This is a genomic window from Candidatus Vesicomyosocius sp. SY067_SCS001 (genome assembly GCF_014706615.1).
GTDB lineage: Bacteria > Pseudomonadota > Gammaproteobacteria > PS1 > Pseudothioglobaceae > Ruthia.
This window is the reverse complement of the sequence record NZ_CP054877.1, coordinates 535,975-560,521: the sequence shown is the minus strand read 5'-3', so window position 1 is coordinate 560,521 and position 24,547 is coordinate 535,975. Positions and strand designations below refer to the sequence as shown.

Below are 24,547 nucleotides of genomic sequence, written 5' to 3'. Positions count from 1 at the left end.
ACAATAAGCACTAAAAGGGGAAAAGAGATGGCATATGGTAAAAAAGTGATGGATCATTATGAAAATCCACGAAATGTAGGAGTTTTAGATAAAGATGCTAAGAACGTGGGTACTGGTATGGTAGGTGCGCCTGCATGTGGTGATGTGATGCGTTTGCAAATTAAGATTGATGATAACGGTGTGATTGAAGATGCTAAATTTAAAACCTATGGTTGTGGTTCTGCTATTGCATCAAGTTCATTATTAACACAATGGGTTAAGGGAAAAACATTAGATGAAGCAACAAAAATTAAAAATTCTGACATTGCAGAAGAGTTATCCCTACCGCCTGTTAAGATACATTGTTCAGTTTTAGCTGAAGATGCTATCAAAGCAGCTATTAATGACATTAAAAGCAAAATTTAATTAATAATGGCAGTTACTTTAACTGAGAGTGCGGTAGAACGAATTGTTGAGTTTTTAACCAATCGTGGTTCTGGCATAGGTATTCGCCTTAGAGTACAAACTACAGGCTGTTCTGGTCTTGGTTATAACATGGAGTTTGTTGATGGTACTTTTGATGATGACACTGTATTTGAAGATAATGGTGTTAAAATTATTGTTGATACAAAGAGTTTAATTTATTTAGATGGAACACAAGTTGATTACGTTAAGAAGGGTTTAAATGAAGGCTTTGAATTTAACAATCCAAATGCTAAAGCTGAATGTGGCTGTGGTGAATCTTTTACGGTTTAGTTGTTTAAAAAAATGGAAAACTATTTTGAATTATTTTCAATAGAGCCTGATTTTAATATAAATATTATTAATCTTAACGCTGAATATCAACAACAAGTCGCAAAATTTCATCCTGATAGATTTGTCACTAGTAGTGCCAAAGAAAGAGCTTTAGCATTGCAAAATACCTCATTAATTAACACAGCATTTGATACTTTAAAATCTCCACTTAATCGCGCTAATTATTTATTAGAATTAAATGGTATTGATGCATTTGATGAGAAATACACTCAAATGGATGTTAAGTTTTTAATGAATCAAATTGAATTAAGAGAGAATTTAGAATTAATTAAAATCAGTAAAGATGAGGTTAAGCTATATGATTTTATTGAAAAAAATGATTTAAATATTAAACATAATGTAGATAATATTAGACTCTTATTTACCAACACAAAAACATTTAATAAAATTAAAAATTTAGTTAGAGAATTAAAATTCTATGAACATTTAAATACTCATGCAAACCAATTAATGAGTGAGTGGCTATAGTAATTAATATTAATAATGTCTTTATTACAAATATCAGAACCCGGTCAAGTATCAGAACCACATCAGCATAAATTGGTGATTGGTATTGATTTAGGTACGACAAATTCATTAGTTGCATCCGTTATAAGTGGTCAAAGTAAAGTTATCATGGATGAAAATAACGAGGTTATTTTACCTTCAGTTGTGCATTGTGGTAAGGATAACAAATTAACGGTTGGTTGTAATGCCTATCCTTATGCAAAAACTGACCCAACTAATACTTTTATTTCAATCAAACGTTTTATAGGTATGAGCTATGAAGAAGTGAGTACGTTTAAAAATTGCCCTTATCAATTATTTGAAAATGGAAATAATGTATTATTTCATACCTCTATGGGAAAAATATCTGCAGTTGAAATTTCTGCTAGTATTTTATCTTCACTTAAACAAAGAGCTGAAGATTCACTGGGTGGCATGTTATCTGGTGCAGTAATTACTGTACCAGCTTATTTCAATGATGCACAACGTCAAGCAACTAAAGATGCAGCAACTTTAGCTGGACTTAAAATTTTACGCTTGATTAATGAACCAACAGCAGCAGCAGTTGCTTACGGCTTAGAATCAGGTGAAGATGGTGTACATGCTATTTATGATTTAGGTGGTGGTACGTTTGATATTTCAATTTTAAATTTTAGCAAAGGTGTGTTCAAAGTGTTAGCAATAGGTGGTGATACTACCTTAGGCGGAGATGATTTTGATGAACTAATTGTTAATGATTGTATTGAGAAGTTAGGTATTAATGAACTTACACCTTCTCAAATGCAAGAAATTAAACAATTTTCACGTACTGCTAAAGAAACTTTGAGTAATTATGAATTTTCAGAATTTGACTGTATTAAAAAACCTTATTGTATTACTAAGAAAAAATTTGAAACTCTAGCTAAAGTACTTATTAAACGCACTTTATTGTTAACTAAACAAGCTATTAGAGATGCACAAGTTGATGTTGAAAACATTAAAGATGTTATTATGGTAGGTGGTTCTACACGTATACCATTAGTTTGTTCTATGGTAAGTGATTTATTTAATAAACCAGTTTTATGTTCTATTAATCCTGATGAAGTTGTTGCTAAAGGCGCAGCAATACAGGCTAATATTCTAGCTGGTAATAAATCACAAAATGACATATTGTTATTAGATGTTTTACCATTGTCACTTGGACTTGAAACAATGGGTGGATTAGTGGAAAAAATAATTCATAGAAATACTACAATTCCTATTATTCGTGCACAAGAATTTACTACCTTTAAAGATGGGCAAACAGCTATGAGTATTCATGTACTGCAAGGTGAAAGAGAGTTGGTGAGAGATTGTCGCTCATTAGCTAAATTTGATTTATATGGTATTCCAGCAATGGTGGCAGGAAATGCTCGTATTCGTATAGAATTCCAAGTAGATGTTGATGGCTTATTATCCGTGAGCGCAGTTGAACAAATATCAGGCGTTAAAACAAATATTAGCATCAAGCCATCTTACGGACTAACAGATATGCAAAAAGAAAAGATGCTTAAAGATTCTTTTCTTTTTGCTAAAACTGACATTCAAATTAGAAAGCTTCATGAAACACAAGTAGAAGCAAACAGAACTATTGAAGCAATAGATTCAGCAATTAAAAAAGATAAGAATATGCTTGATGATAAAATGCTTAATAATATCTTAAATGCCAGAAACACATTATTTGATATTGTTCATTCTGATGATGAAAAAGCTATTTCAATCGCTATTGAAAATCTTGAGAATAGTTGTTTAAAATTTGTTGAGATGCGTATGAACAGTTCTGTTATGAAAGCCATACAAGGTCGCAACATTGATGAATTTTAGGAAAAATATTTAGGAAACTCATATGCCTCAAATTATTGTATTACCCCATCATGAATTATGTCCAGAAGGAATTGTTATTAAAGTCCAAACAGGTATTAGTATTTGTGATGCACTACTTGCTGATGATGTTGAAATTGAGCATGCCTGTGAAATGTCAAGTGCTTGTACAACTTGTCATGTTTACCTGCGTGAGGGGTTTGATTCAGTAGAAGAGTCAGATGAAATTGAAGATGATTTATTGGACAAAGCTTGGGGTTTAGAACCAGATTCTCGCTTATCTTGTCAAACAATTATAGGTAATACTGACTTGGTAATTGAAATACCAAAATACACTATTAACCAAGTCTCCGAAAACCACTAAGAATATCTAAATGTTAACAACAATAGCAGATACTTACAGTATTTTGGTATCTATAATCTTACTATTATATAAAAAGATAATGGTAAGAGACCTACATAGATCTGAATAAACCTTACTTTTAGTATGCTAAAGTAGTCAATATTTTAAGTATGCAGATTAAATTTATTTCATCAATCAGTTTTAAATTTGAATAATTAACATTAGCTAAGAAATATTTCTATATTTGATTATTTGGCGTTATTCTATGGTAATACTTGGGAAGGCATTGGTTACACGAGATTGTTGGGTTAATTTGGCACTGACCTTTTTGGCGATTTCTTTATAAATTTTAGCTATTTTTCCTTCTGGGTTTTTGGTAACGGTTGGTGTGCCTTCGTCAACGTCTGTTTGAATATCCATTTTTAATGGAAGTGCGCCTAAAAATTCAATACCTTCGTCAATTGCCATAGCTTTACCACCACCTGTCCCGAAAATAGCTTCTTCGTATCCACATTTAGAGCAAATGTGTAAAGACATATTTTCAACAATACCTAAAATAGGTATGTTAACTTTTTCAAACATTTTTAAGCCTTTTTTAGCATCAATTAGCGCAATGTCTTGTGGGGTTGTTACGATTATAGAACCACTAACTGGTATTTTTTGTGATAAAGTGAGTTGTGTATCGCCTGTTCCTGGCGGTAAATCAATGATCATATAATCAATACCACGCCATAAAGTGTCTCTTAGCATTTGTTCTAGGGCTTGAGTAATCATTGGACCACGCCAAATCATAGGGTTGTCTTCTTTAACTAAATAACCGATTGACATGCTTTGTATACCATGGCCCAAAATAGGTAATAATTTACCTTCAGTGCTAGATTCTGGTTTTATCTTACTTACTCCTAGCATTCTAGGTTGAGAAGGACCATAAATATCAGCATCTAGAATAGCAACTTTAGCACCTTCCGCTTGTAATGCTAACGCTAAATTAACCGCAGTAGTTGATTTTCCTACACCACCCTTACCCGAGGCGACGGCAATAATATTTTTAACCTCTGGCAGAGTATCAACGCCTTTTTGGGTTGTGTACTTAACAATCTTGGTTTTAATATCAACACTAGCATTATTAATGCCATTTTTTGTTAATGTATCAGTAATAGCATTAGACAAGGTTGTATGATAACTGTTAGCAGGATAATTAAGTTCGATGTTAATTTGAACTTTATCACCGTCAATATTAATATTATTTGAAGAGATAATATTTTGTTCAGTATAAATATCAACTATCTTGGATAGAATCCTTTTAATTTTTTTGTTTGTTAAATTTGTCATTTTTATTGTATTCAATTAAGTAAAATAACGATATTTTATCGTATAATGACATAAGCCACACCTGATATTAATAAGCCTATTATGACATCGCGAAAAATTCTAGTTACTTCAGCACTGCCTTATGCTAATGGTGAAATTCATCTAGGACATTTACTAGAATATATTCAAACTGATATTTGGGTACGTTTCCAGAAAATGATGGGTAACGAATGTTATTATGTTTGTGCAGATGATGCGCATGGTACAGCTATTATGCTTAAGGCAGATGAGCTTGATATTACTCCTGAGGTATTAATTAAAAATATGAGTAATAAACATCAGATAGATTTTCAATCATTTTCAATTGATTTTAGTCAATATCACTCAACTCATAGTCAGGAAAATAAAGATATTTCTACTAATATTTATAACAAGCTAAATGTTGCTGGATTTATTAAGACTCGTATAATTTCACAAGCTTTTGACCCTTTAAAACAAATGTTTTTGCCTGATCGTTTTATTAAAGGCGATTGTCCTAAATGTGGTTCTAATGAGCAATATGGTGATAATTGTGAAGTTTGTGGCGCAACTTATTCGTCAATAGAACTGAAAAATGCTAAATCTGTTATTTCAGGTGCAACCCCAATTACAAAAGATTCAGAACATTATTTCTTTGACTTACCTCAATTTGAAGTACAACTTAAAGAATGGACTAAAGCAGGACATTTGCAAGATGCAATTAGCAATAAATTATCTGAATGGTTTGAAGAAGGTTTACAACAATGGGACATTTCTCGTGATGCGCCGTATTTTGGTTTTCAGATTCCTACGGTAGAAGATAAATATTTTTATGTTTGGTTAGATGCGCCAATTGGTTATATGGCAAGTTTTAAAAAGTTATGTGATAAACAAAATATTGATTTTAATGAGTACTTCAACAAAAATTCAAATACAGAACTTTATCATTTTATTGGAAAAGACATTATTTATTTTCATGCGCTTTTTTGGCCAGCCATGTTGATTGGTTCTAATTATCGTACACCAAGTGCAATCTTTGCGCATGGGTTTTTGACCATAAATGGTCAAAAAATGAGTAAATCTCGTGGTACTTTTATTCAGGCTAGAACTTATCTTAATTATTTAAATCCTGAATATTTGCGTTATTATTATGCCTGTAAGCTATCTTCTAAAATTGATGATATAGATCTAAATTTGATCGATTTTAAGCAGCGTATTAATTCAGATTTAGTTGGTAAAGTAATTAATATTGCCTCACGTAGTGCCGGATTTATTGTTAATAAATTCAACAAAAAATTATCTTCCTATACTACTGAATCTAAATTTTATCAAGAATTTTTTGATTGTGGGGATGTCATTGCTAAACATTATGAAGCACGTAATTATAACCAAGCTATGCGTATTATTATAAATTTAGCCAATAAAGCCAATCAATATATCGATAAGCATAAGCCATGGCAGTTAATAAAAAAACAAAATAAACAAACACAAGCTCATGACGTGACTTCGCTAGCTATTAATTTGTTTAGAGTATTGATGACTTATCTTAAGCCAGTATTACCTATTATGGCAAAACAGGTTGAAGAATTTTTAAACATAGATGAACTTCATTGGAAGGATTTAAAACACCCTTTGATCAAGCATCAAATTAATACATTTAAACCACTAATGTTACGTATTGACGATGCTCAAATTGAGCAAATTATTGAAGCTTCAAAATAAAGATATACAAGTTGTTATACAGAATAAACTTAAGAATATTTATATGATTTAGATTGACTTACGAATTACTAAAATTATTAAAGTTAAAAATGTAGTAGGTGCTTATAAATTATTGCATCTAATACTAGATTTTAGAAAAGAAGAAATGCGAAATATATTTGTATAAATTATTGATTAATATAATTTTGGAAGGATGTCAGAGAGGATGAATGAGCATGCTTGGAAAGCATGTTGTACCTTTTGGTATCGTGGGTTCGAATCCCACTCCTTCCACCACATTAGTATACTATGAAACCAAATTTTCAACCTAAAAATATTGTTAAAACTATTGAAAGACTAACTAGAAATGGGCTTAAGGTAGTAAAAAAAGCAAGCTTTGGTACCAATTGGGAGAGTGTGGTTATGCCTATTGACCAAATAAAATTTGAACTGGAAAAGCACACCAGTGTTAATTCGCATTTAAATGCAGTGATGTTTAGTGATGAATTTAATCAAGAATATGAAGAAACACTACCAATTATCACTAATTTTTATTCTGATGTGTCTACTAACAAAGATTTATATCAAGCTTACAAATCACTTAGAGGAGTAAATCTTAACAAACAACAGCAACATATTATTAAAAATGTCATAAAAGGTTTTGAACTTTCAGGTGTTGAGTTAGAAGGTAAAAATGCAGATAGGTTTAAAGTTATCAAAGAAAAACTTAGCTTGCTTAGTAATGAATTTTCTAAAAATATTTTAAAGTCTACCAATGAGTGGAAAAAAATTGTTGGTAAACATGAGTTAAAAGGTTATAGTGATAATGAACTGGCAAAAATTAAAATAGATAAGGGTTATGAGTTAAGCCTACAAACTCCTGTTTATATGGATGTTATGACTTATTTAGATAATAGAAGCTTAAGAAAAGAGGTCTATATAGCCTACATATCAAGGGCATCAAATTTGGGTATTACTGCAACTAATTATAATAACAAGCCAATTATGGATGAGATTTTATTATTACGTTCTGAAATGGCTAATATTTTAGGGTTTGAGCATTATGCACAATTATCGATTACATCTAAAATGGTTAACACTGTCGATGAAGTAGTTCAGTTTTTATCTGACTTGGTAGAATATTCTAAATCTCAAGCACAATTAGAATTGAAAGAATTAAAGGTTTTTTCAGGTATTGATTTAAAGCCTTGGGATTTAAAATTTTATAGTGAAAAACTTAAAGAACAAAAATTTGGATTCAACAAATCTGATTTAATACCATACTTTCCAGAGAATAGCGTATTAAAAGGATTATTTTTAACTATTGAAAATTTGTATCAAATTAAAATTAAGCAAATACAACAAAATAGCTACCATGCTGATGTTAAAGTTTTAGATGTTAACAATAAAAGTGGGATTATTGGTAGAATTTATCTTGATTTATATGCTAGAGAAAACAAGCGTTCTGGTGCGTGGATGGCAGATTATCAGCCTTTGATTAATAATCAAAAACCAGTTGCTTTTGTGGTTTGTAACTTTACCTCTCCTATTAAAGATAAGCCAGTTTTATTTGAATTTGATGAAATTATTACTCTATTCCATGAATTTGGACATGTGTTACATCATCTGTTAACAAAAGTTAAGTACCCTTGTGCTAGTGGGATATCTGGTGTACCGTGGGATGGAATTGAACTACCTAGTCAGTATATGGAGTTTTATGTATTTGAAAAACAAGTGATTTCTCTTATATCAAGTCATTATAAAACTAGAAAGTCTTTACCTGATGAATTGTATAACAAACTTATTGCTTCTAAAAACTTTAATTCAGCATTGAATATGTTACGACAGTGTGAGTTTGCATTGTGGGATCTTAAAACACACATATCTACTAGAGATAGTTACACTATATTAAAACAAGTTCAAAGAAAAACATCTCTAATGTCAATGATAAATGAAAATCGTTTTTTAAATACTTTTGAACATATTTTCAATGGTGGCTATGCAGCAGGATATTTTAGTTATAAATGGGCAGAAGTTTTGGCGGCTGATGCTTATTATTATGTGCAAAAGAAAGGTGGTATTGGCTCTGATGCTTCTAAAGATTTCTTGTATAATATTTTACAGATAGGAGGTAGCCTAGATTTTATGCAACAATATATAAAGTTCAGGGGTGAAAAACCCTTAATTAATGCCCTATTAAAAGCAAATGGTATTATTCATACAACTAAGGAGAAACATGATTAAATTTATTCTCAGTATTATTATTATTTTGGCATTGATTGGCGGGGCTGTAAAGTTTGTTGCAACTGAGGAAAGCTGGTCTTTAGTTATGAATAAAAGGGTTGCACTTAGTAGTGTACAGAATGGTGCAATTGCAATTTATGAGTTTGTTGAGGAGTTAATAGCTGATGCTAATAAAATTAAAGTTGTTGATTCAACCATAAAATAATCAATTATAAAAGGTATTAAATTCTGCTCAATACAATTGAACCATTAGTACCTCCAAATCCGAATGAATTAGAAATAGCATGGTTAATTGTCATTTCTCTTGCTTCGTTAGCGCAATAATCTAAATCACAATTTGGATCTTGATTAATAATGTTAATGGTTGGTGGTACCACTTGGTCTTGAATTGCGAGTGTGGTAAAGATAGCTTCAATACCCCCAGAAGCACCTAATAAGTGTCCAGTCATTGATTTGGTTGAGCTTATTACAATATTATAAGCGTGTTGCTCTCTAAAGGCTAATTTAACAGCATCTGTTTCTGCTTGATCACCCACTAATGTGGAAGTTCCATGTGCGTTAATATAATTAATTTCATCAATATTAATACCTGAGTTTTTCATAGCATTTTGCATACATCTAGCCGCACCTTCTCCACCTTTTGAAGGTAGTGTTATATGATAAGCATCTCCACTCATACCATAACCCGATACTTGTGCATAGATTTTTGCTCCACGAGCCTTCGCGTGTTCAAACTCTTCCAATACTATAACACCTGCACCATCACCAAGTACAAAACCATCTCTGTCTTTATCCCATGGTCGTGAAGCACTTATTGGATCATCATTGCGAGTAGATAATGCACGTGCTGCAGCAAACCCCCCCAACCCACAATTGGTAGTTGACATTTCAGCACCACCAGCAATCATCACATCAGCATCATTATATTCAATTAAACGAGAAGCATTACCAATATTATGAGTACCTGTAGTGCAAGCAGTAGTAATGGCAAAATTAGGTCCTTTTAAGCCATATTTAATAGATAGATTACCAGAAATCATATTAATAATCGAAGAAGGAACAAAAAAAGGTGAAATACGTCCTGCACCTTTTTCTCTAAATAAATCTGCGGTTTTTTCAATTGTGCCGAGCCCACCAATACCAGCTCCAATAGCAACACCAATACGACAAGCATTTTTCTCAGTAACTTCAATACCACTGTCTTCAATAGCTTGAATGCTAGCAGCCATGCCATAGTGAATAAAGGTGTCCATTTTTTTAGCATCTTTAGGTCTTAGATAGTCAGTGACTTTAAAATTTTTAACTGAGCCACCAAAAGTAACTGATTGACCTTTGGTACTAATGTTAGTAAGCGAAGCAATACCAGAGTAGCCTTTGAGGATATTATCCCAAGATTCACTAACACTTAAACCAACTGGACAAATTATACCCATACCTGTAATAACAACTCTTCTTTTACTCATATTATTTTTGTTGGAAAATATAGTAAGGCGCTTATTTCAAAGAAATAAGCGCCTTACTTGTTAAGTTTGATAAATAGAATTATAAATTACTAACGTAATCAATTGCTTGTTGAACATTAGTAATATTTTCTGCTTGATCATCAGGAATTTCACATTCGAATTCATCTTCAAGAGACATGACTAATTCAACAGTATCTAAAGAATCTGCGCCTAAATCATCAACAAAAGAGGCATTGTTATCAACATCCCCGCTTACATCCAATTGTTCAGCTACAACTTTTTTTACTCTTTGTTCAATACTCATTTGTCATTTCCTTAACTATTTACAAAAAATTATTATTTTATCGTCAAAAAAGAAGTATACAAGACTAAATTACAAAATTTTTCATTAGAATGTTCTATACAAATAATGCTAAATTTGATATCTAGTTTGATCTGGCACTCTTGCCTCTTTAAAGCCTAATCTTCTATATTCACAAGCATCACAAATACCACAGGCTTTTCCATTTTTATCTGCTTGATAACACGTTGTTGTAAGTGTATAATCAACACCTAAGGAAAGTCCTTTTTTTATAATTTGTGCTTTGTTTAAATGAATTAGTGGGGCATGAATGGTTAATTTTTGTCCTTCAATACCTTGTTTGGTAGCAAGATTAGCCATTATTTCGAATGCCTTAATATAAGATTCTCTACAATCAGGATAACCTGAGTAATCTAGTTCATTAACACCAATAAATATATGTTGACAATTTAATACTTCTGACCATGCTAGTGCATAAGATAAAAAAATAGTATTGCGGGCAGGTACATAAGTAATTGGGATTTTATTGTTTTGAGAGAATCTTGGTACATCAATATTATCATTAGTTAGAGCAGATTTACTAATACCAGATAATGATATTTTTACCACTTTGTGTTCAGAAGTTATAAATATTTTAGCGATTTTTTTAGCTGATTGTAACTCTGATTTTTGTTTTTGACCATAATCAAAACTTAGACTATAGCATTTAAATTTTTTTGATTTAGCAATGGCTAAAGTAGTAGTGGAATCTAATCCACCAGATAAAAGAATAATTGCTTTGATTTTATGTTTAGTATTAAGCATTAGCTAAATTCCCATTTTCTTCCAACCACTTTTTTCGATCAGCTGCGCGTTTTTTACTTAACAACATATCCATAGTTTTAAAAACTTGTAACGGGTTATTTGATGTAAGTTGGATTAAATGTCTAGTATGGGACAGCATAGTAGTTTCTCTTAGTTGAGAAGGATTCATTTCACCCAAACCCTTAAACCGTTGAATTTGAATTTTAACACGTTTATTTTCGTTTTCTACCTTCCTAATAATGGTGTCTCGTTCATTATTATTAAGGGCGTAGTAAACTTTTTTTCCTGCATTTATACGATATAAGGGGGGCATTGCAACAAAAATATGACCATCTTGAACAAGTTTTGGAAAATGTTTTACAAATAAAGTACAAATTAATGTAGCGATATGTGCACCATCTGAATCTGCATCGGCAAGAATACAAATTTTACCATATCTTAAATTAGATAAATTTTCACTATTAGGTTCAAGACCAATTGCAATGCTAATGTCATGGATCTCTTTACTAGCGAGTACTTGTTCAGAATCAATTTCCCAAGTATTTAAAATTTTACCGCGCAAGGGTAAAATAGCTTGGTATTCTTTATTTCTTGCTTGCTTAGCAGAACCACCTGCAGAATCACCTTCAACTAGAAATATCTCTGTTTGATTGAGGTCAGTGCTGATACAGTCTGATAATTTTCCAGGCAGGGTAGGACCACTAACTATTTTTTTACGAATAACTTTTTTGTTAGTTTTAAGTTTTATTTGCGCATTGATAATAGCTAGTTGAGCGATTTCTTTTGCAATACTAGTGTGTTGATTTAACCAAATACTAAAAGAGTCTTTAACTATATTTGCAACAAAACTAATACATTCTCTAGAAGCGAGTCTTTTTTTAGTTTGTCCAGAAAATTGTGGATCCATTATCTTAACGGATAACACATAAGAAATTTTTTGCCAAACATCATCAGGAGTGAGTTTAATATTTTTTGGTATTAAATTTCTAAATTCGCAAAATTCTTTTAAAGCTTCGGTAAGTCCTGATCTTAATCCAGTAACATGTGTACCTCCACTAATTGTTGGGATAAGATTAACGTAGCTTTCAGCTATAATATTAGTGTTATACTGTGTCCATGCAATTGAACAATTAAGTTGTTGTTCATTAGTTTTATAATTAACAACAAAAGGATTTGTTGGTAGATAATCTAAGCCATCTAAAGACCTGGATAGATAATCTTTTAAGCCTTTCTTATAAATCCATTTATTTGTTTTTTTGTTTATTTCATTATAAAAATTAATCTCTAAATCTGGGCATAAAACTGCTTTAGAACGTAGATTATTATGTAGTTTAGTTGCGGAGAATTTAATATTGTCAAAAAATCGCGCATCAGGTGTAAATTTAATGATAGTGCCTGTGTTATGCTTATTGACCTTACGAGTTACTTTAAGTTCTGTTTTTTTAGAACCATTTGAAAAAGTTATGTGATGTTCTTTAGCGTCTCTTTTAATCCAAACCTCTACTAAAGTAGATAGGGCGTTAACCACTGAAATACCAACGCCGTGTAATCCTCCTGAAAATTGGTATAAGTCATTTGAAAATTTCCCACCTGCATAAAGTTTTGTTAAGATTACCTCAACACCTGATTTACCTTCTTTAGGGTGAATATCTACAGGTATACCTCGACCATTATCCTCAACAGATAATGAATTATTTTTATATAAAACAACGTTAATTTTTGAAGCATACCCAGCAATTGCCTCATCAATACTATTATCAATAACCTCTTGAGCAAGGTGGTTTGGACATTCAGTTTCGGTGTACATGCCTGGATGTTTACGTACTGGTTCAAGACCTGTTAAAACTTCAATAGAGGAAGAGTCGTAACTATTCATATGTTTGAATATGAGAATTTGTCAAGTATCATACCAAAAAATCCTCTAAAAAATTATGATTTTTTATTTTTTAATAAAAATTATCTAATAATTATGATAGCTTTTGCTATTTCTTTAGAGTCTAACAAATGTTTAGGTAATTTTGAGCTAAATTTATTTTTCATTGGTACTAGTAGCAAATCATAATAAGCTTTTGCCGTAACTATAGAAACATCATTTGATGGAATTTTATAATTTAATATGCGAGTTTCATTTGGTTTTAAACGAGTATCTCCTAAAATTTTGGTTGCTTTAGATGGTGATGTTGTTTTGTTGTTATCATTACCAATTATATACATAAACATAGCTTTTTTATCATCTATCATAGGATGAGTCTTTGAACTTTGCCACAAGATGTTGTCATTGTAATCTTGAGCAGTAACAGTAATATAAAAATTTCTAAATGGTGCGCCTGTTGGGAAGTTATGAGGTAATAAGTTAGTTGCATTTACACTAATATACAACATATTAGAGGCCTCTTTAGCATTAATTGTCATAACCAGGCCTTTACTTACCATTTCAACAGAATGTCCACCTATCATTGTATGATTGCTAATACCTTCAATTACTGGCATATGACAAGACTGACAAGTAGTAGAACCCCCTGCAGATATAATTTCTCCACCAGTTTGACAGAGTGGTACTTTTTTAGAATTGTTACGTTGATTATGACAACCTAGACATGCCTTAGAGGTTTTAAATAAGCCTGGATTATTTGCAACTCCACCTTCACCAAATCTTTTATGTTTTTTATTAGTACCATTAGGACCTTGTATTTGATGGGATGAGTATTTATAAGCTTTTATGCCTAATTTTACCCTATCATTTTGATTCTTTATTCTTTTGTATTTAGTTAAAGAATGACAAGCGATACAATTAACTCCTTCAGAGAAGGAGTTTTTAGCATTAAGTTTTGTTTTTTTTTCTTTTGCTGCTGCAGGAGAGTGACATTCTAAACAAACTGGATATTTATCTTTATCATTTCCTGTTTTAATACCCTCAACTTTAGGACTGCCTACAACCATGCCATAAAAAAGACCATGAATAGGGTCTTTTAATGCTGTGCTTTTAGCATGCATTGAATTTGTCCATTGTTTATAAATATTATAATGACATACACTACATTCTTTTGAAGATAAGTTATCAATGTTAGAATATGAAATATTGTCGATTTTAGTAGAAGGAATTATGATATTAGTTTTTGAATTTACGAAAGATTGTAAATCTGCTTGTACTTGTAATCCTAAAAAAGATATTATTAAATAAATTAATTTGTTTTGCATTTATTCCTCTTTAAAATCTTTTAGATAGCATTAATAATTTAAATTATTAAACTATGTTACTCTCTATTAGGACCCCGCTCTATTATAAAAAAGCCCCATAAATGGGGCTTTTTTATAATAGAGCGGGGTTGATTTACATCATTCCACCACCCATACCACCCATACCACCCATATCAGGAGAAGCAGCAGGTGTAACGTCTTGAGGGATATCAGTAATCATTGCTTCGGTTGTAATCATAAGACCTGAAATACTAGCAGCATGTTGTAATGCAGCACGCACAACTTTCGTTGGATCTAAAATACCCATCTTGAGCATATCACCATATTCTTCTGTTGTTGCATTATAGCCATAGTTATCTTTACCATCAGCTACATTATTGAGAACAACAGAGGCTTCACCCCCACCATTTGTTACGATTTGGCGTAGTGGTGCTTCCATTGCTCGTTTAGCAATTTCAATACCAATATTTTGATCATGATTATCACCAGTCAAACCATCTAAAGCTTTAATAGTACGGACTAAGGCAACACCGCCACCAGGAACAACGCCTTCTTCAACAGCAGCGCGAGTAGCGTGTAAAGCGTCATCAACATGGTCTTTCTTTTCTTTCATGGCAACTTCAGTAGCAGCACCTACTTTAATTACTGCAACCCCTCCAGAAAGTTTAGCTAAACGTTCAAGCAATTTCTCTTTATCATAATCACTTGTTGTAGTTTCGATTTGTGCTTTAATTTGGTTAACACGACCATCAATATCAGATTTTTTACCAGCACCATCAACAATTACAGTATTTTCCTTACCAATTTCGATGCGTTTAGCAGTACCAAGATGTTCTTCAGTTACTTTTTCTAAAGACAAACCTACTTCCTCTGAAATAACTACACTACCTGTGAGTATGGCAATATCTTCTAAAATTGCTTTACGGCGATCACCAAAACCAGGAGCCTTAACTGCGGCAACTTTAACAATACCACGCATATTATTAACCACTAGAGTGGCTAGTGCTTCACCATCAATATCTTCAGCAATGATTAGCAAAGCTTTACTTGATTTTTGTACGATTTCTAATGCTGGTAATAAATCACGAATATTTGAAATTTTTGCATCATGTAACAATACAAAAGGAGACTCAAGATCAGCAGTCATTGTATCTTGATTGTTAACAAAGTAGGGGGACAAATAACCACGATCAAATTGCATACCTTCAACTACATCAAGTTCATTTTCAAAACCAGAACCTTCTTCAACGGTAATAACACCTGCTTGACCTACTTTTTCCATAGCATCGGCAATAATATCACCCACAGAAACGTCAGAATTTGCAGAAATAGTACCTACTTGAGCAATAGCTTTTGTATCATTACAAGGTTGTGAGAAGTTGCGTAGTGCATTAACAGCAACTTCTGTTGCTTTGTCAATACCTCGTTTAAGATCCATAGGATTCATACCTGCTGCTACTGACTTAACACCTTCAGTAACAAGAGCTTGCGCAAGCACAGTTGCTGTTGTTGTGCCATCACCAGCAATATCATTGGTTTTTGATGCTACTTCTTTTACCATTTGCGCGCCCATATTTTCGAATTTACCTTCTAAGGTAATTTCTTGAGCAACGGAAACACCATCTTTAGTGATCGTAGGACCGCCAAATGATTTATCTAAAACAACATTTCTACCCTTAGGTCCTAATGTTACTTTGACTGCGTTAGCTAGCATATTTACCCCGTCTAACATTAAATTCCTAGCTTCTGGGCCAAATTTTATATCTTTTGCTGACATTTTTAATCTCCTTTATTTAATGACTGCGACAATATCGCCTTCTTTCATTATTAATAGTTTTTTACCATCTACTTTAATTTCAGTACCAGCATATTGAGCAAACAATACTTTATCGCCGATTGTTACATCTAATGCAATTGTATCACCATTGTCATTTTTTTTACCATTACCTATTGCAACAACAACACCCTCTGAAGGCTTCTCAGTTGCTGAATCAGGAATAATTAAACCACTGGAAGTGGTTTTCTTTTCTTCTACTCTACGAACGACCACACGGTCGTGAAGGGGGCGAATATTCATTTTTTCTCCTAGTTAATAAAATTTTTAAGCTTGATGCATAAGTTTAAATTTATCTTTCAAAGAATTTACTCTTGTAAGTTCGATTTAAGCTTTTGCATGGCTTTAGTCTCAAGTTGACGCACTCTTTCTTTTGAAATGCTATACTTGTCTGCTAAAGTATATAGGGTTGTTTTTTCTTCTTTCAAGTATCTAGATTGTAAAATATCTAAACTTCTTTCATCTAGCGATGATAAAGCCTTATAAAGTCGTTGTTGCTGGGTTTTTTTTGAATCGTCTGTTAACAATAATTGTTCAGGTGTTTGGACGTTTTCATTGGTTAGATATTGTTCTGGTGCATGAGAATCCTCCTCATCAAACACTTCGAATGTGATATCACTAAATTGTAAGCGTGATTCCATTTCTAAAACATCTTTACGACGTACACCTAAATCTTTAGCAATTTTATCTGCTTGTTCTTCGTTTAATGAATTATAAATATGTGCTTTAGCTTGTTTAAGTTTAAAAAACAGTTTACGCTGTGCTTTCGTTGTAGCAACTTTAACTATTTTCCAATTTTTGAAAATAAATTCATGAATTTCAGCACGAATCCAATACACTGCAAATGAGGCAAGACGTACATTTCTATGTGGGTTAAAACGTTTAACCGCCTTCATTAATCCAATAGTACCTTCTTGTACAAGATCAGCTTGTTCAAGGCCATAACCTTTATAACTATGCGCAATAAAAGCTACAAAACGCATATGTGACAATACTAGTTTTCTAGCTGCACTTAAATTATGGTTTTCATATAATTGAACTGCTAATTCATGTTCTTCCTCACTGCTTAAAATAGGTGGGTATTTCTGAAACTCTAAACTTGAAGTTTTTTGAGTAGATGATAATGCAAATTCTTGATTCATTTTAATTAGATAACTACTACTAAATATTAGTATGGTTTGGTATTCTAGGTTATATTAATGTCTTAAGCAAATTTTGATATTTGTTTGTTTGTTGTGCTAACTTCAGGCGTTCAGCGTGTATAATAATTGATAGATTGTTTAGAGCCACATAAAAGTTATCATTAATAACTAAATAATCAAATTCATTAAAGTGTTTCATCTCACTTACTGCATCATGCATTCTTCTATTAATGATGTCTTTATCATCTTGTCCTCTGTTAGTTAAACGTTCTTTTAATGCCATTTTAGAAGGCGGGAGAATAAAGATTCCGACTGAATGACTAAAAGTTTTTTTAATCTGTCTAAAACCTTGCCAGTCAATTTCTAAAATAACATCAACCCCACTATTTAATAAATCTTTAACTGACTGTTTGGAGCTGCCATAATTATTATCAAATATTTGGGTAGATTCAATAAAATTATTACTACTTTCAATTTTATTGAACTCGTCTTTAGAAACAAAAAAATAGTTTTTACCTTGTATTTCACCTGAACGTGGTTGTCTAGTGGTATGTGAAATTGAAACACATAAATTCTCAACTTTTTTAATAAGAGCTTTAACCAATGAAGTCTTTCCACATCCTGAAGGGGCGGAAATAATGAATAATACTCCATTATTCATCTGGAATATAACCTTTTATATCATCTGCACCTTCTTTTGAGAAAAAAAATTTTTCCATTTGCTCTTTAAGGTAAATTTGTGCGTTTGAATCCATTAAATTTAAGTTATTTTCATTGATTAACATAGTTTGATGTTCAAGCCAAAGTGCCCAGCCTTGTTTTGATATATTATTTAATATTCTTTGACCTAATTCTCCAGGATAAGGCATTCTATCTAAAGCTTCTAGCTTTAGGTTTAATTTAATACATTTTACAATATTCATTATTTTTGCACTCCTATGTTTAACAGTTTTAAACTGGAAATATATATAATGCTTGAAAGCACAATAGTTGTTCCTAGTAATATTATTCTTGAATTAATACTAGCTCTTAAATAGAGTTCAGTTTCTGATTTAAAAATCAGAATAAAGACGGCCATTATAAAGCTTGAAACCAAGGCTTTAAAGAAAGTTTGATATAAGTTCTTAGAAATATTGAAGATAGATAGTTTATTCAGATAAAAATAAAGCAAACTAGCATTGATTAAAGCAGAAATGGAAGTAGCTATTGCTAACCCTACATGGGCAAAGTAAAAACCTAAAATAATATTTAAGAAAACATTAGAAATCATGGCAATAATACCGGCCTTAACTGGTGTTTTAGTATCTCCTATAGATAAAAAAATAGGAGCTAAAACTTTAACAAAAATAAAAGCCATCAATCCAGAACCATAAGCCATTAGACTAAGCGATGATTGTAATGCAGCAAATGCATCAAATTGATCGTATTGAAATAAGGTGATAATTAAAGGCTTAGCAAGTAATATTAAACCAACACATGCTGGTAGTCCTAGTAATAATCCAATTGTTAAGGCATTATCAATTGTTTGTAGAAATTTTTCATGGTTCTTATTAATAAAATACTGACTTAGTTTTGCCAAAGAGACAGTTGCTAAAGTAATACCAATAAGGGCTAATGGTAACTCTAATAGTCTATCTGAATAATATAGCCACGAGATACTACCACTTACTAAAAATGAGGCAATCATGGTATCAACTAATAAATTAATTTGTGATACTGAAACGCTAAATAGAGCTGGTAACATATGTTTTTTTAAAGTTTCGACTGCTTTATGATTACCAAGTGCTAATTTAGGTAGTTTTTTTATTTTAATTAAAAAAGGTATTTGAAATAAAAGTTGTGCAATACCCCCAAAAAATACTCCCCATGCTAATGCCATAATAGGGGTATTCAGATGTTTAGATAAATATATGGAACTTAGAATCATAGAAATATTGAGTAAAACTGGTGTAAATGCAGGTACTGCAAAATGATTATAAATATTCAAAATAGCGCCAGAAAAAGCTGTTAGAGATATAAATAGTAAATAAGGAAATGTAATTCTTAACATATCTGACGCTAGATTAAACTGTACTAGGTCAGGAGAAAAATAAAATCCCCAGGCAAACATAAAAATAATAATAGGAGAAATAATAACTGTAATGAGTGTGATTACAATTAACACAAAAAGTAATTTTGTAGCAATATGATTAATAATATTCTGAACTTCAATTTGTGTATTATTGTCTTTAGCATCGGCTAAAATAGGTATAAAAGCTTGTGAAAAAGCACCCTCTCCGAATAAACGTCTAAGAAAATTAGGAATTCTAAAAGCCACCCAAAAAGCATCAGTTAGACCGCTAGCACCAAAATATCTAGCAATAAAATAATCACGTACTAAACCTAGTACTCGTGAAAGAAAAGTCATAGCAATGATAATGCCACTATACTTCAAAAAAGATTTATCCAAAGAATACTCTTAGAGTATTACTCCTCAGTTGGTCCACGCATAATACCAACTTTAGAACTACGAATACAGTTAACAAATTGCACCACTTCTGGATGGTCAGACTCTGATTGCTCTAATTCTTTAAGGGATTGATCTAATAATCCAGACTCACGATAAACTGCTTTAAAAGCGCGTTTAATGGCAGCAATTGCATTAGGGCTAAAGCCTCGTCGTCTCATACCTTCAGAATTAATACTCCTAACTCTGGTTTGCACGCCGGAGGCAACCATATAAGCAGGAATGTCTTTATTAATTTGACATCCCATACCAACATAAGTATGCATACCAATCATACAGAATTGTTTAGCCAGAGTAAAACCACCTAAAATCGCCCAATCATAAATTCTAACATGACCTGCAAGAGAGGCATTATTAGACATAATAATATGATTACCTACCTGGCAATCATGTGCAATATGGACATAAGCCATCAACATATTGTTAGAACCCACTCGAGTGATGGAGTTTTCTTTTTCTGTACCACGATTAATTGTACAAAACTCACGAATAAGATTATCATTCCCAATAATTAAACTAGATTCTTGTCCTTCTGCATAAGTAATATCTTGTGGATCTCCACCTATTGAGGCAAAAGAATAAATATGGTTATTTTTCCCAATCCTAGTTGGGCCTTGAATAACGGTATGTGCCTCAACAATTGTGCCAGAGTCAATTTCTACATTAGCACCAATAATGACATAAGCATATATTTCAGCATTTTTATGAATTTTTGCACTGGGATCAACGATTGCACTGGAATCTATCGTCATCTTACGCTCCTTAAAAAATTTCAATTAATCTGTTGCTTTTTGAGTACACATAAGCTCAGCACTTGTAATAGTTTGGCTATCTACAGTTGCTTTGCATTTAAACTTCCAAATACCCCGTTTAACTGTTACAATTCTTACCTCTAAACGTAATTGATCTCCAGGTTCAACCATGCGTTTAAATCTAACCTTATCAATACCCACAAGCATATATATCTGCCCATTAGTCGGCTTGCTAACTTCAGCCTTAAAAGCTAGAATACCTGTAGCTTGCGCTAAAGCCTCAACAATCATAACACCAGGCATAATTGGCTGATCTGGGAAGTGCCCAATAAATTGAGGCTCATTAAAGGTTACATTTTTTAATGCTACGATTGATTTGCCAACTTCCAGCTCCAGAACTCTATCAATAAGTAAAAAAGGATAACGATGGGGTAGATAGTTTTTGACATCTTGAATATTCATTTCCATGTTATTTTTCCTTTAATTTCTTAAGTTTAATATTTAAATAATGAACGATTTTATCAAGATTTAACAGCCATACTTGTATTTTCTTCCATTTTTGATGTTTACTGATAGAAGTAAAACCTGTATAATGGCCTTGCTCAGATAAATTTTTATCAACAGTGCTAGCACCTGTGATGATAATATCATCTGCTAAATTAACATGACTAGTAATAGTTGCGCCGCCACCCACCATACATCTTTTCCCTAGTGTACAACTACCACCAATAGTTACTGTAGCAGCAATAGCTGAGTCCTGTTTAATGATAACATTATGTGCAATATGTACTAAGTTATCAATTCGCACACCATTGTGAATCTGGGTATCTTCAATCGTGCCTCGATCAATAGTTGTATTCGCACCAATACTTACATTGTTACCAATAACAACATAACCAAGATGAGCAATACTATGCCAGTGTTTTTGTTGGTCTTGAGCATTACCAAATCCTTCTGAGCCAATAACTACACCGGGAGATATAACAATATTATCACCAATTGAACATCCTTCTAAAATACTCACATTTGGTTGAATTAAAGCATAATTACCAATAGTGACGTTATCTTCAATAACAACATTTGAAGAAATTATGCAGTGATTACCAATAGTAACATTTTTACCAATAATACAGTTTGGAGCTATTTTTGCATTGTTAATTTTGGCACTTGGATGTATACCATGATAACATACAGTCTGTTTTTTAAACAAATGTGTAGCTTTTGCAAATGCTAAATAAACATTATCAACTACTAGAGCATTAGTAGGACAATTTATTAATAAATCTTTATTAAGAATAACAACACCAGCTTTAGAATGAATTAATGTTTGTTTGTATTTACCATTTACAATATAAGTTAGTTGTGTTTGATTAGCATATAAACTTGAAGCAACACCTGTAATTTCAACATTAGAGTCACCCACAAGCTTAGCGTTGATGGTTTTAGCAATATCACCCAGTGTATGCATTATTAAAATTAAGATAAAAATACAATTATATTTAAGTTTTAGAAACTAGTACCTAATGTAAAATCAAATGTTTTAGTCTTATCACCTAATTTTTTAATTAAAGGTCTAGCAGCATAAAATCCTAACGGACCAATAGGTGTTAACCAAGAGAATGCAATACCTGTCGAAAGGCGTAATTCTTCCAAGTCAAAACTGGAAGCTTTTTCGCTAACAGAGCCTAAATCAACAAAGGCGCTGATACGCATGTTATTATTATTGTCAATAAGTTTTATTGGTAAAATAATTGATACGCTAGTTAAGAAAGAAAGCTCACCACCTTTAGCTTTATCACTATTTAAATATTTTACACCTAAAGAGTTAAAGTCAAACCCGCGTACTGATGAAGAACCACCACCATAGTAGCGTTTAAAAAAAGGAAACTCTTTACCGTCATAACCTTGAGCAAAACCGAGACTACCCCTTAAAGAGAAAGTTAAATCATCTTTTAGTGGGTAATAGCTTTTATGAGAAGCATCTAATTTATAATAACGAAAATCTGCAATAGGTAAAGTCAAACTAAAATTTAAATTACTTTGTTGACCTTTAGTTGGAAAGTTAAAGTCATTAAGTGTGTTGTTGCTCCAATTTAAGCTTAATTTTAGTTCAGTTTTGTCTTTTATAGCACATTGAGTTGGCTCGTGATCGTTGTCAGAAAAAGTCAATCCACAAGTAATATCACGCTTTGAAGCTCTTAAGTTAGCACCAATTCTTGTTACTTTTGTTATTGGTACGCTATAGCCTAAACTAAATCCATTTTCGTCAATCTTGTATTCATCTAATTCTAGCTCAGATGCGTCTAATTTTTTAGAAAATACGCCGTAACTGATACTGTGTTTATCTTGAGTGAAATATGGGTTAGAAAAATAAAAACTAACATCTCTTGTTGCCTTAGAATTAGACAAGGAAAGACTTAATGTATTACCTGTACCTAAAAAATTTCTTTCTTGTATGCCTAAATTAAGCGACGCACCTGTGCTATTGGAATGTGAAAATCCAATTGAAAAAGTACCAGTTTGAGTTTCTACAACGCTAAAATACAGATTAATTTTATCTTCAACATCTTTAATTTTTGAAACTTGAATTTTTACTTCAGAGAAGAAGCCTAAACGTTTGATTTTTTTGATAGATTCATTAAGCTCTGTACTAGAGTATAAGCTACCCTCATAAACGCCAATTTCACGACGAATAACCTCATCTTTAGTACGAGTGTTACCGATAATAGTGATACGGTTAATATAAACTTTGTTGTTTGGGGTTATGTCAATATTTAGATCAATGGTATGTGTGCTTGTGTTTTCTGATATTTTAACTTTGATATCAGAAAAAGCATAGCCTTGGTTAGTAAATACATTATTGATATTTTGTAAGCCCTGTATCATTTTTTTGGAATTAAATGTATCATTTTTTTTAAAAGTTAATAATTTGCTTAGTTTTTCTATTGAAAAACTAAGCAAATTTCCTGTAAATTGTATGGTTCCAATTTTATATTTAGCACCTTCACTAATTTGAATACTAATGTCAATATTTTGTTTATTTTCTGATAAATTTGTTTTGACTCTATCAATTTTAAAATTAAAATATCCAGCATTAGTATATAATAACTTCATAGATTCAATACCAGCATCTAACGCTATTTTAGAATGATGATCTTTTTCAGTAAAAAAATTGATAATAAAAAAATCAGACTGACCAATTTCAAATAAATTTAATAAATCGCTTTCGTTAAAGACATGATTACCAATAATTTTCATGGAACTAATTTTTGCTACTTTACCTTCACTAATATTAAGTTTAATACTTACTCTATTTTGTGTATCAATGTCAATATTTTTGTCAATATTAATACCATAATATCCCTTTGATATGTATGTATTCTTTATCTGGGTTATTAGTTTATCAAGTTTTCTTTTATTAAAAATCTTGCCTTGAGAAAATCCCATTTTTTTTAAAATTTTATTTAATGATTTTTCTTCAATTACTTTGTTTGAATAGTTAGTTATATTAATGTATTTAATATGTGGATTCTCTGTTAGCTTAATTTTTAAAATTTCAGCTTCTTGAGAAACCTCAATGTCTTTAAAAAAATTAGTTTTGTACAAGGAACGAATAATTTGATTTGATACTTGGCTATTATAATCATCACCTGTTTCAACTGGAAGATAACTTAAAACAGTACCTCTAGAAATAACATTAAGGCCTAAAATTTCAATACTTTTGATAGATGTTGCTGATGCAATCGAACAGACCAAGATGCTTGCTACTATGATAAACTTGGTAATGATTTTTCTCATATCTTTTTTTGA

At 31.7% G+C, this 24,547-nt stretch carries 24 protein-coding genes and 1 tRNA gene; 9 read left to right on the top strand and 16 right to left on the bottom strand.

Translation table 11 applies throughout. The features are described 5' to 3' along the window. The first annotated feature begins 27 nt into the window (after positions 1-27). The 5 genes from iscU to fdx are packed head-to-tail and all read left to right on the top strand — an operon-like array spanning position 28 to position 3,484. Positions 28-405, top strand: coding sequence for a Fe-S cluster assembly scaffold IscU (iscU, locus tag HUW60_RS02665; RefSeq protein WP_190600011.1), 378 nt, complete (start codon positions 28-30; stop codon positions 403-405). 6 nt (positions 406-411) lie between these two features. After that, complete coding sequence (iscA, locus tag HUW60_RS02660) at positions 412-735, top strand: iron-sulfur cluster assembly protein IscA (protein WP_190600010.1); 324 nt, start codon at positions 412-414, stop codon at positions 733-735. Positions 736-747: 12 nt separating this feature from the next. Beyond that, complete coding sequence (gene hscB, locus HUW60_RS02655; RefSeq protein WP_190600009.1) at positions 748-1,263, top strand: Fe-S protein assembly co-chaperone HscB; 516 nt, start codon at positions 748-750, stop codon at positions 1,261-1,263. Between the two features lie 15 nt (positions 1,264-1,278). Further along, positions 1,279-3,123: a Fe-S protein assembly chaperone HscA gene (hscA, locus tag HUW60_RS02650; protein ID WP_190600008.1), complete on the top strand. Its 1,845-nt coding sequence runs from the start codon at positions 1,279-1,281 to the stop codon at positions 3,121-3,123. 22 nt (positions 3,124-3,145) lie between these two features. Then, a complete protein-coding gene (fdx, locus tag HUW60_RS02645) occupies positions 3,146-3,484 on the top strand; it encodes an ISC system 2Fe-2S type ferredoxin (RefSeq protein ID WP_190600007.1) in 339 nt (112 codons plus the stop codon). A gap of 237 nt (positions 3,485-3,721) precedes the next feature. Here fdx and apbC read toward each other — a convergent pair whose 3' ends face one another. Continuing rightward, positions 3,722-4,795, bottom strand: coding sequence for an iron-sulfur cluster carrier protein ApbC (gene apbC, locus HUW60_RS02640; protein ID WP_190600006.1), 1,074 nt, complete (start codon positions 4,793-4,795; stop codon positions 3,722-3,724). 81 nt (positions 4,796-4,876) lie between these two features. Between apbC and metG the strand changes: the two genes are divergently transcribed. The 4 genes from metG (at position 4,877) to HUW60_RS02620 (ending at position 8,942) form a co-directional block, all read left to right on the top strand. Continuing rightward, entirely contained in the window at positions 4,877-6,514 is a 1,638-nt protein-coding gene (gene metG, locus HUW60_RS02635) for a methionine--tRNA ligase (protein WP_190600005.1), read from the top strand. A 187-nt stretch (positions 6,515-6,701) separates the two neighbouring features. Then, positions 6,702-6,790, top strand: a tRNA-Ser gene (locus tag HUW60_RS02630). A gap of 12 nt (positions 6,791-6,802) precedes the next feature. After that, positions 6,803-8,737, top strand: coding sequence for a M3 family metallopeptidase (locus tag HUW60_RS02625; RefSeq protein WP_190600004.1), 1,935 nt, complete (start codon positions 6,803-6,805; stop codon positions 8,735-8,737). After that, positions 8,730-8,942 carry a hypothetical protein gene (locus HUW60_RS02620; RefSeq protein ID WP_190600003.1) on the top strand — a complete coding sequence of 71 codons (213 nt, stop codon included), beginning with the start codon at positions 8,730-8,732 and terminating at the stop codon, positions 8,940-8,942. The genes HUW60_RS02625 and HUW60_RS02620 overlap by 8 nt, the downstream gene beginning before the upstream one ends. Before the next feature lie 16 nt (positions 8,943-8,958). On the opposite strand, the gene fabF is transcribed toward HUW60_RS02620, so the two are convergent. From fabF to bamA, 15 genes are all read right to left on the bottom strand, one after another. Further along, positions 8,959-10,200, bottom strand: coding sequence for a beta-ketoacyl-ACP synthase II (fabF, locus tag HUW60_RS02615; protein ID WP_190600002.1), 1,242 nt, complete (start codon positions 10,198-10,200; stop codon positions 8,959-8,961). A 79-nt stretch (positions 10,201-10,279) separates the two neighbouring features. Beyond that, the gene (gene acpP, locus HUW60_RS02610) at positions 10,280-10,504 is read right to left on the bottom strand and encodes an acyl carrier protein (RefSeq protein WP_011929909.1); all 225 of its coding nucleotides are present in this window, start codon (positions 10,502-10,504) and stop codon (positions 10,280-10,282) included. A 108-nt stretch (positions 10,505-10,612) separates the two neighbouring features. After that, on the bottom strand, positions 10,613-11,305 hold the full coding sequence (gene queC / locus HUW60_RS02605; protein WP_190600001.1) for a 7-cyano-7-deazaguanine synthase QueC: 693 nt from the start codon (positions 11,303-11,305) through the stop codon (positions 10,613-10,615). Then, positions 11,298-13,181 (bottom strand): DNA topoisomerase IV subunit B, encoded by a 1,884-nt coding sequence (gene parE, locus HUW60_RS02600; protein WP_190600000.1) that lies wholly within the window; start codon positions 13,179-13,181, stop codon positions 11,298-11,300. Before parE ends, queC begins: the two co-directional genes overlap by 8 nt. An 80-nt stretch (positions 13,182-13,261) precedes the next feature. Then, on the bottom strand, positions 13,262-14,503 hold the full coding sequence (locus tag HUW60_RS02595; RefSeq protein WP_190599999.1) for a cytochrome c family protein: 1,242 nt from the start codon (positions 14,501-14,503) through the stop codon (positions 13,262-13,264). A gap of 133 nt (positions 14,504-14,636) precedes the next feature. Then, the gene (gene groL, locus HUW60_RS02590; protein WP_190599998.1) at positions 14,637-16,280 is read right to left on the bottom strand and encodes a chaperonin GroEL; all 1,644 of its coding nucleotides are present in this window, start codon (positions 16,278-16,280) and stop codon (positions 14,637-14,639) included. A gap of 12 nt (positions 16,281-16,292) precedes the next feature. Then, positions 16,293-16,580, bottom strand: a complete 288-nt coding sequence (locus tag HUW60_RS02585; RefSeq protein WP_190599997.1) for a co-chaperone GroES — start codon at positions 16,578-16,580, stop codon at positions 16,293-16,295. Positions 16,581-16,645: 65 nt separating this feature from the next. Continuing rightward, positions 16,646-17,479, bottom strand: a complete 834-nt coding sequence (gene rpoH, locus HUW60_RS02580) for an RNA polymerase sigma factor RpoH (protein WP_190599996.1) — start codon at positions 17,477-17,479, stop codon at positions 16,646-16,648. A gap of 49 nt (positions 17,480-17,528) precedes the next feature. After that, positions 17,529-18,140 carry a guanylate kinase gene (gmk, locus tag HUW60_RS02575; RefSeq protein WP_190599995.1) on the bottom strand — a complete coding sequence of 204 codons (612 nt, stop codon included), beginning with the start codon at positions 18,138-18,140 and terminating at the stop codon, positions 17,529-17,531. Continuing rightward, on the bottom strand, positions 18,133-18,402 hold the full coding sequence (locus HUW60_RS02570) for an oxidative damage protection protein (RefSeq protein WP_190599994.1): 270 nt from the start codon (positions 18,400-18,402) through the stop codon (positions 18,133-18,135). The genes gmk and HUW60_RS02570 overlap by 8 nt, the downstream gene beginning before the upstream one ends. Then, the gene (murJ, locus tag HUW60_RS02565; RefSeq protein ID WP_190599993.1) at positions 18,402-19,928 is read right to left on the bottom strand and encodes a murein biosynthesis integral membrane protein MurJ; all 1,527 of its coding nucleotides are present in this window, start codon (positions 19,926-19,928) and stop codon (positions 18,402-18,404) included. Before murJ ends, HUW60_RS02570 begins: the two co-directional genes overlap by 1 nt. 17 nt (positions 19,929-19,945) lie before the next feature. Beyond that, positions 19,946-20,737 (bottom strand): acyl-ACP--UDP-N-acetylglucosamine O-acyltransferase, encoded by a 792-nt coding sequence (lpxA, locus tag HUW60_RS02560; protein WP_011929899.1) that lies wholly within the window; start codon positions 20,735-20,737, stop codon positions 19,946-19,948. A gap of 24 nt (positions 20,738-20,761) precedes the next feature. Continuing rightward, positions 20,762-21,205: a 3-hydroxyacyl-ACP dehydratase FabZ gene (gene fabZ, locus HUW60_RS02555; RefSeq protein ID WP_190599992.1), complete on the bottom strand. Its 444-nt coding sequence runs from the start codon at positions 21,203-21,205 to the stop codon at positions 20,762-20,764. A 1-nt stretch (position 21,206) separates the two neighbouring features. Further along, positions 21,207-22,205 (bottom strand): UDP-3-O-(3-hydroxymyristoyl)glucosamine N-acyltransferase, encoded by a 999-nt coding sequence (gene lpxD, locus HUW60_RS02550; protein ID WP_190599991.1) that lies wholly within the window; start codon positions 22,203-22,205, stop codon positions 21,207-21,209. A gap of 38 nt (positions 22,206-22,243) precedes the next feature. Further along, entirely contained in the window at positions 22,244-24,535 is a 2,292-nt protein-coding gene (gene bamA / locus HUW60_RS02545) for an outer membrane protein assembly factor BamA (protein ID WP_190599990.1), read from the bottom strand. Between the last annotated feature and the right edge of the window lie 12 nt (positions 24,536-24,547).

Bases quoted from the DNA above. Each gene is read 5' to 3' on its own strand.
- acpP (WP_011929909.1), bottom strand. From the start codon at position 10,504: ATGAGTATTGAACAAAGAGTAAAAAAAGTTGTAGCTGAACAATTGGAT.
- bamA (WP_190599990.1), bottom strand. From the start codon at position 24,535: ATGAGAAAAATCATTACCAAGTTTATCATAGTAGCAAGCATCTTGGTC.
- iscA (WP_190600010.1), top strand. From the start codon at position 412: ATGGCAGTTACTTTAACTGAGAGTGCGGTAGAACGAATTGTTGAGTTT.
- rpoH (WP_190599996.1), bottom strand. From the start codon at position 17,479: ATGAATCAAGAATTTGCATTATCATCTACTCAAAAAACTTCAAGTTTA.
- fdx (WP_190600007.1), top strand. From the start codon at position 3,146: ATGCCTCAAATTATTGTATTACCCCATCATGAATTATGTCCAGAAGGA.
- parE (WP_190600000.1), bottom strand. From the start codon at position 13,181: ATGAATAGTTACGACTCTTCCTCTATTGAAGTTTTAACAGGTCTTGAA.
- fabF (WP_190600002.1), bottom strand. From the start codon at position 10,200: ATGAGTAAAAGAAGAGTTGTTATTACAGGTATGGGTATAATTTGTCCA.
- lpxD (WP_190599991.1), bottom strand. From the start codon at position 22,205: ATGCATACACTGGGTGATATTGCTAAAACCATCAACGCTAAGCTTGTG.
- HUW60_RS02625 (WP_190600004.1), top strand. From the start codon at position 6,803: ATGAAACCAAATTTTCAACCTAAAAATATTGTTAAAACTATTGAAAGA.
- HUW60_RS02620 (WP_190600003.1), top strand. From the start codon at position 8,730: ATGATTAAATTTATTCTCAGTATTATTATTATTTTGGCATTGATTGGC.
- gmk (WP_190599995.1), bottom strand. From the start codon at position 18,140: ATGAATAATGGAGTATTATTCATTATTTCCGCCCCTTCAGGATGTGGA.
- apbC (WP_190600006.1), bottom strand. From the start codon at position 4,795: ATGACAAATTTAACAAACAAAAAAATTAAAAGGATTCTATCCAAGATA.
- iscU (WP_190600011.1), top strand. From the start codon at position 28: ATGGCATATGGTAAAAAAGTGATGGATCATTATGAAAATCCACGAAAT.
- HUW60_RS02585 (WP_190599997.1), bottom strand. From the start codon at position 16,580: ATGAATATTCGCCCCCTTCACGACCGTGTGGTCGTTCGTAGAGTAGAA.
- groL (WP_190599998.1), bottom strand. From the start codon at position 16,280: ATGTCAGCAAAAGATATAAAATTTGGCCCAGAAGCTAGGAATTTAATG.
- fabZ (WP_190599992.1), bottom strand. From the start codon at position 21,205: ATGGAAATGAATATTCAAGATGTCAAAAACTATCTACCCCATCGTTAT.
- hscB (WP_190600009.1), top strand. From the start codon at position 748: ATGGAAAACTATTTTGAATTATTTTCAATAGAGCCTGATTTTAATATA.
- queC (WP_190600001.1), bottom strand. From the start codon at position 11,305: ATGCTTAATACTAAACATAAAATCAAAGCAATTATTCTTTTATCTGGT.
- HUW60_RS02570 (WP_190599994.1), bottom strand. From the start codon at position 18,402: ATGAATATTGTAAAATGTATTAAATTAAACCTAAAGCTAGAAGCTTTA.
- lpxA (WP_011929899.1), bottom strand. From the start codon at position 20,737: ATGACGATAGATTCCAGTGCAATCGTTGATCCCAGTGCAAAAATTCAT.
- metG (WP_190600005.1), top strand. From the start codon at position 4,877: ATGACATCGCGAAAAATTCTAGTTACTTCAGCACTGCCTTATGCTAAT.
- HUW60_RS02595 (WP_190599999.1), bottom strand. From the start codon at position 14,503: ATGCAAAACAAATTAATTTATTTAATAATATCTTTTTTAGGATTACAA.
- hscA (WP_190600008.1), top strand. From the start codon at position 1,279: ATGTCTTTATTACAAATATCAGAACCCGGTCAAGTATCAGAACCACAT.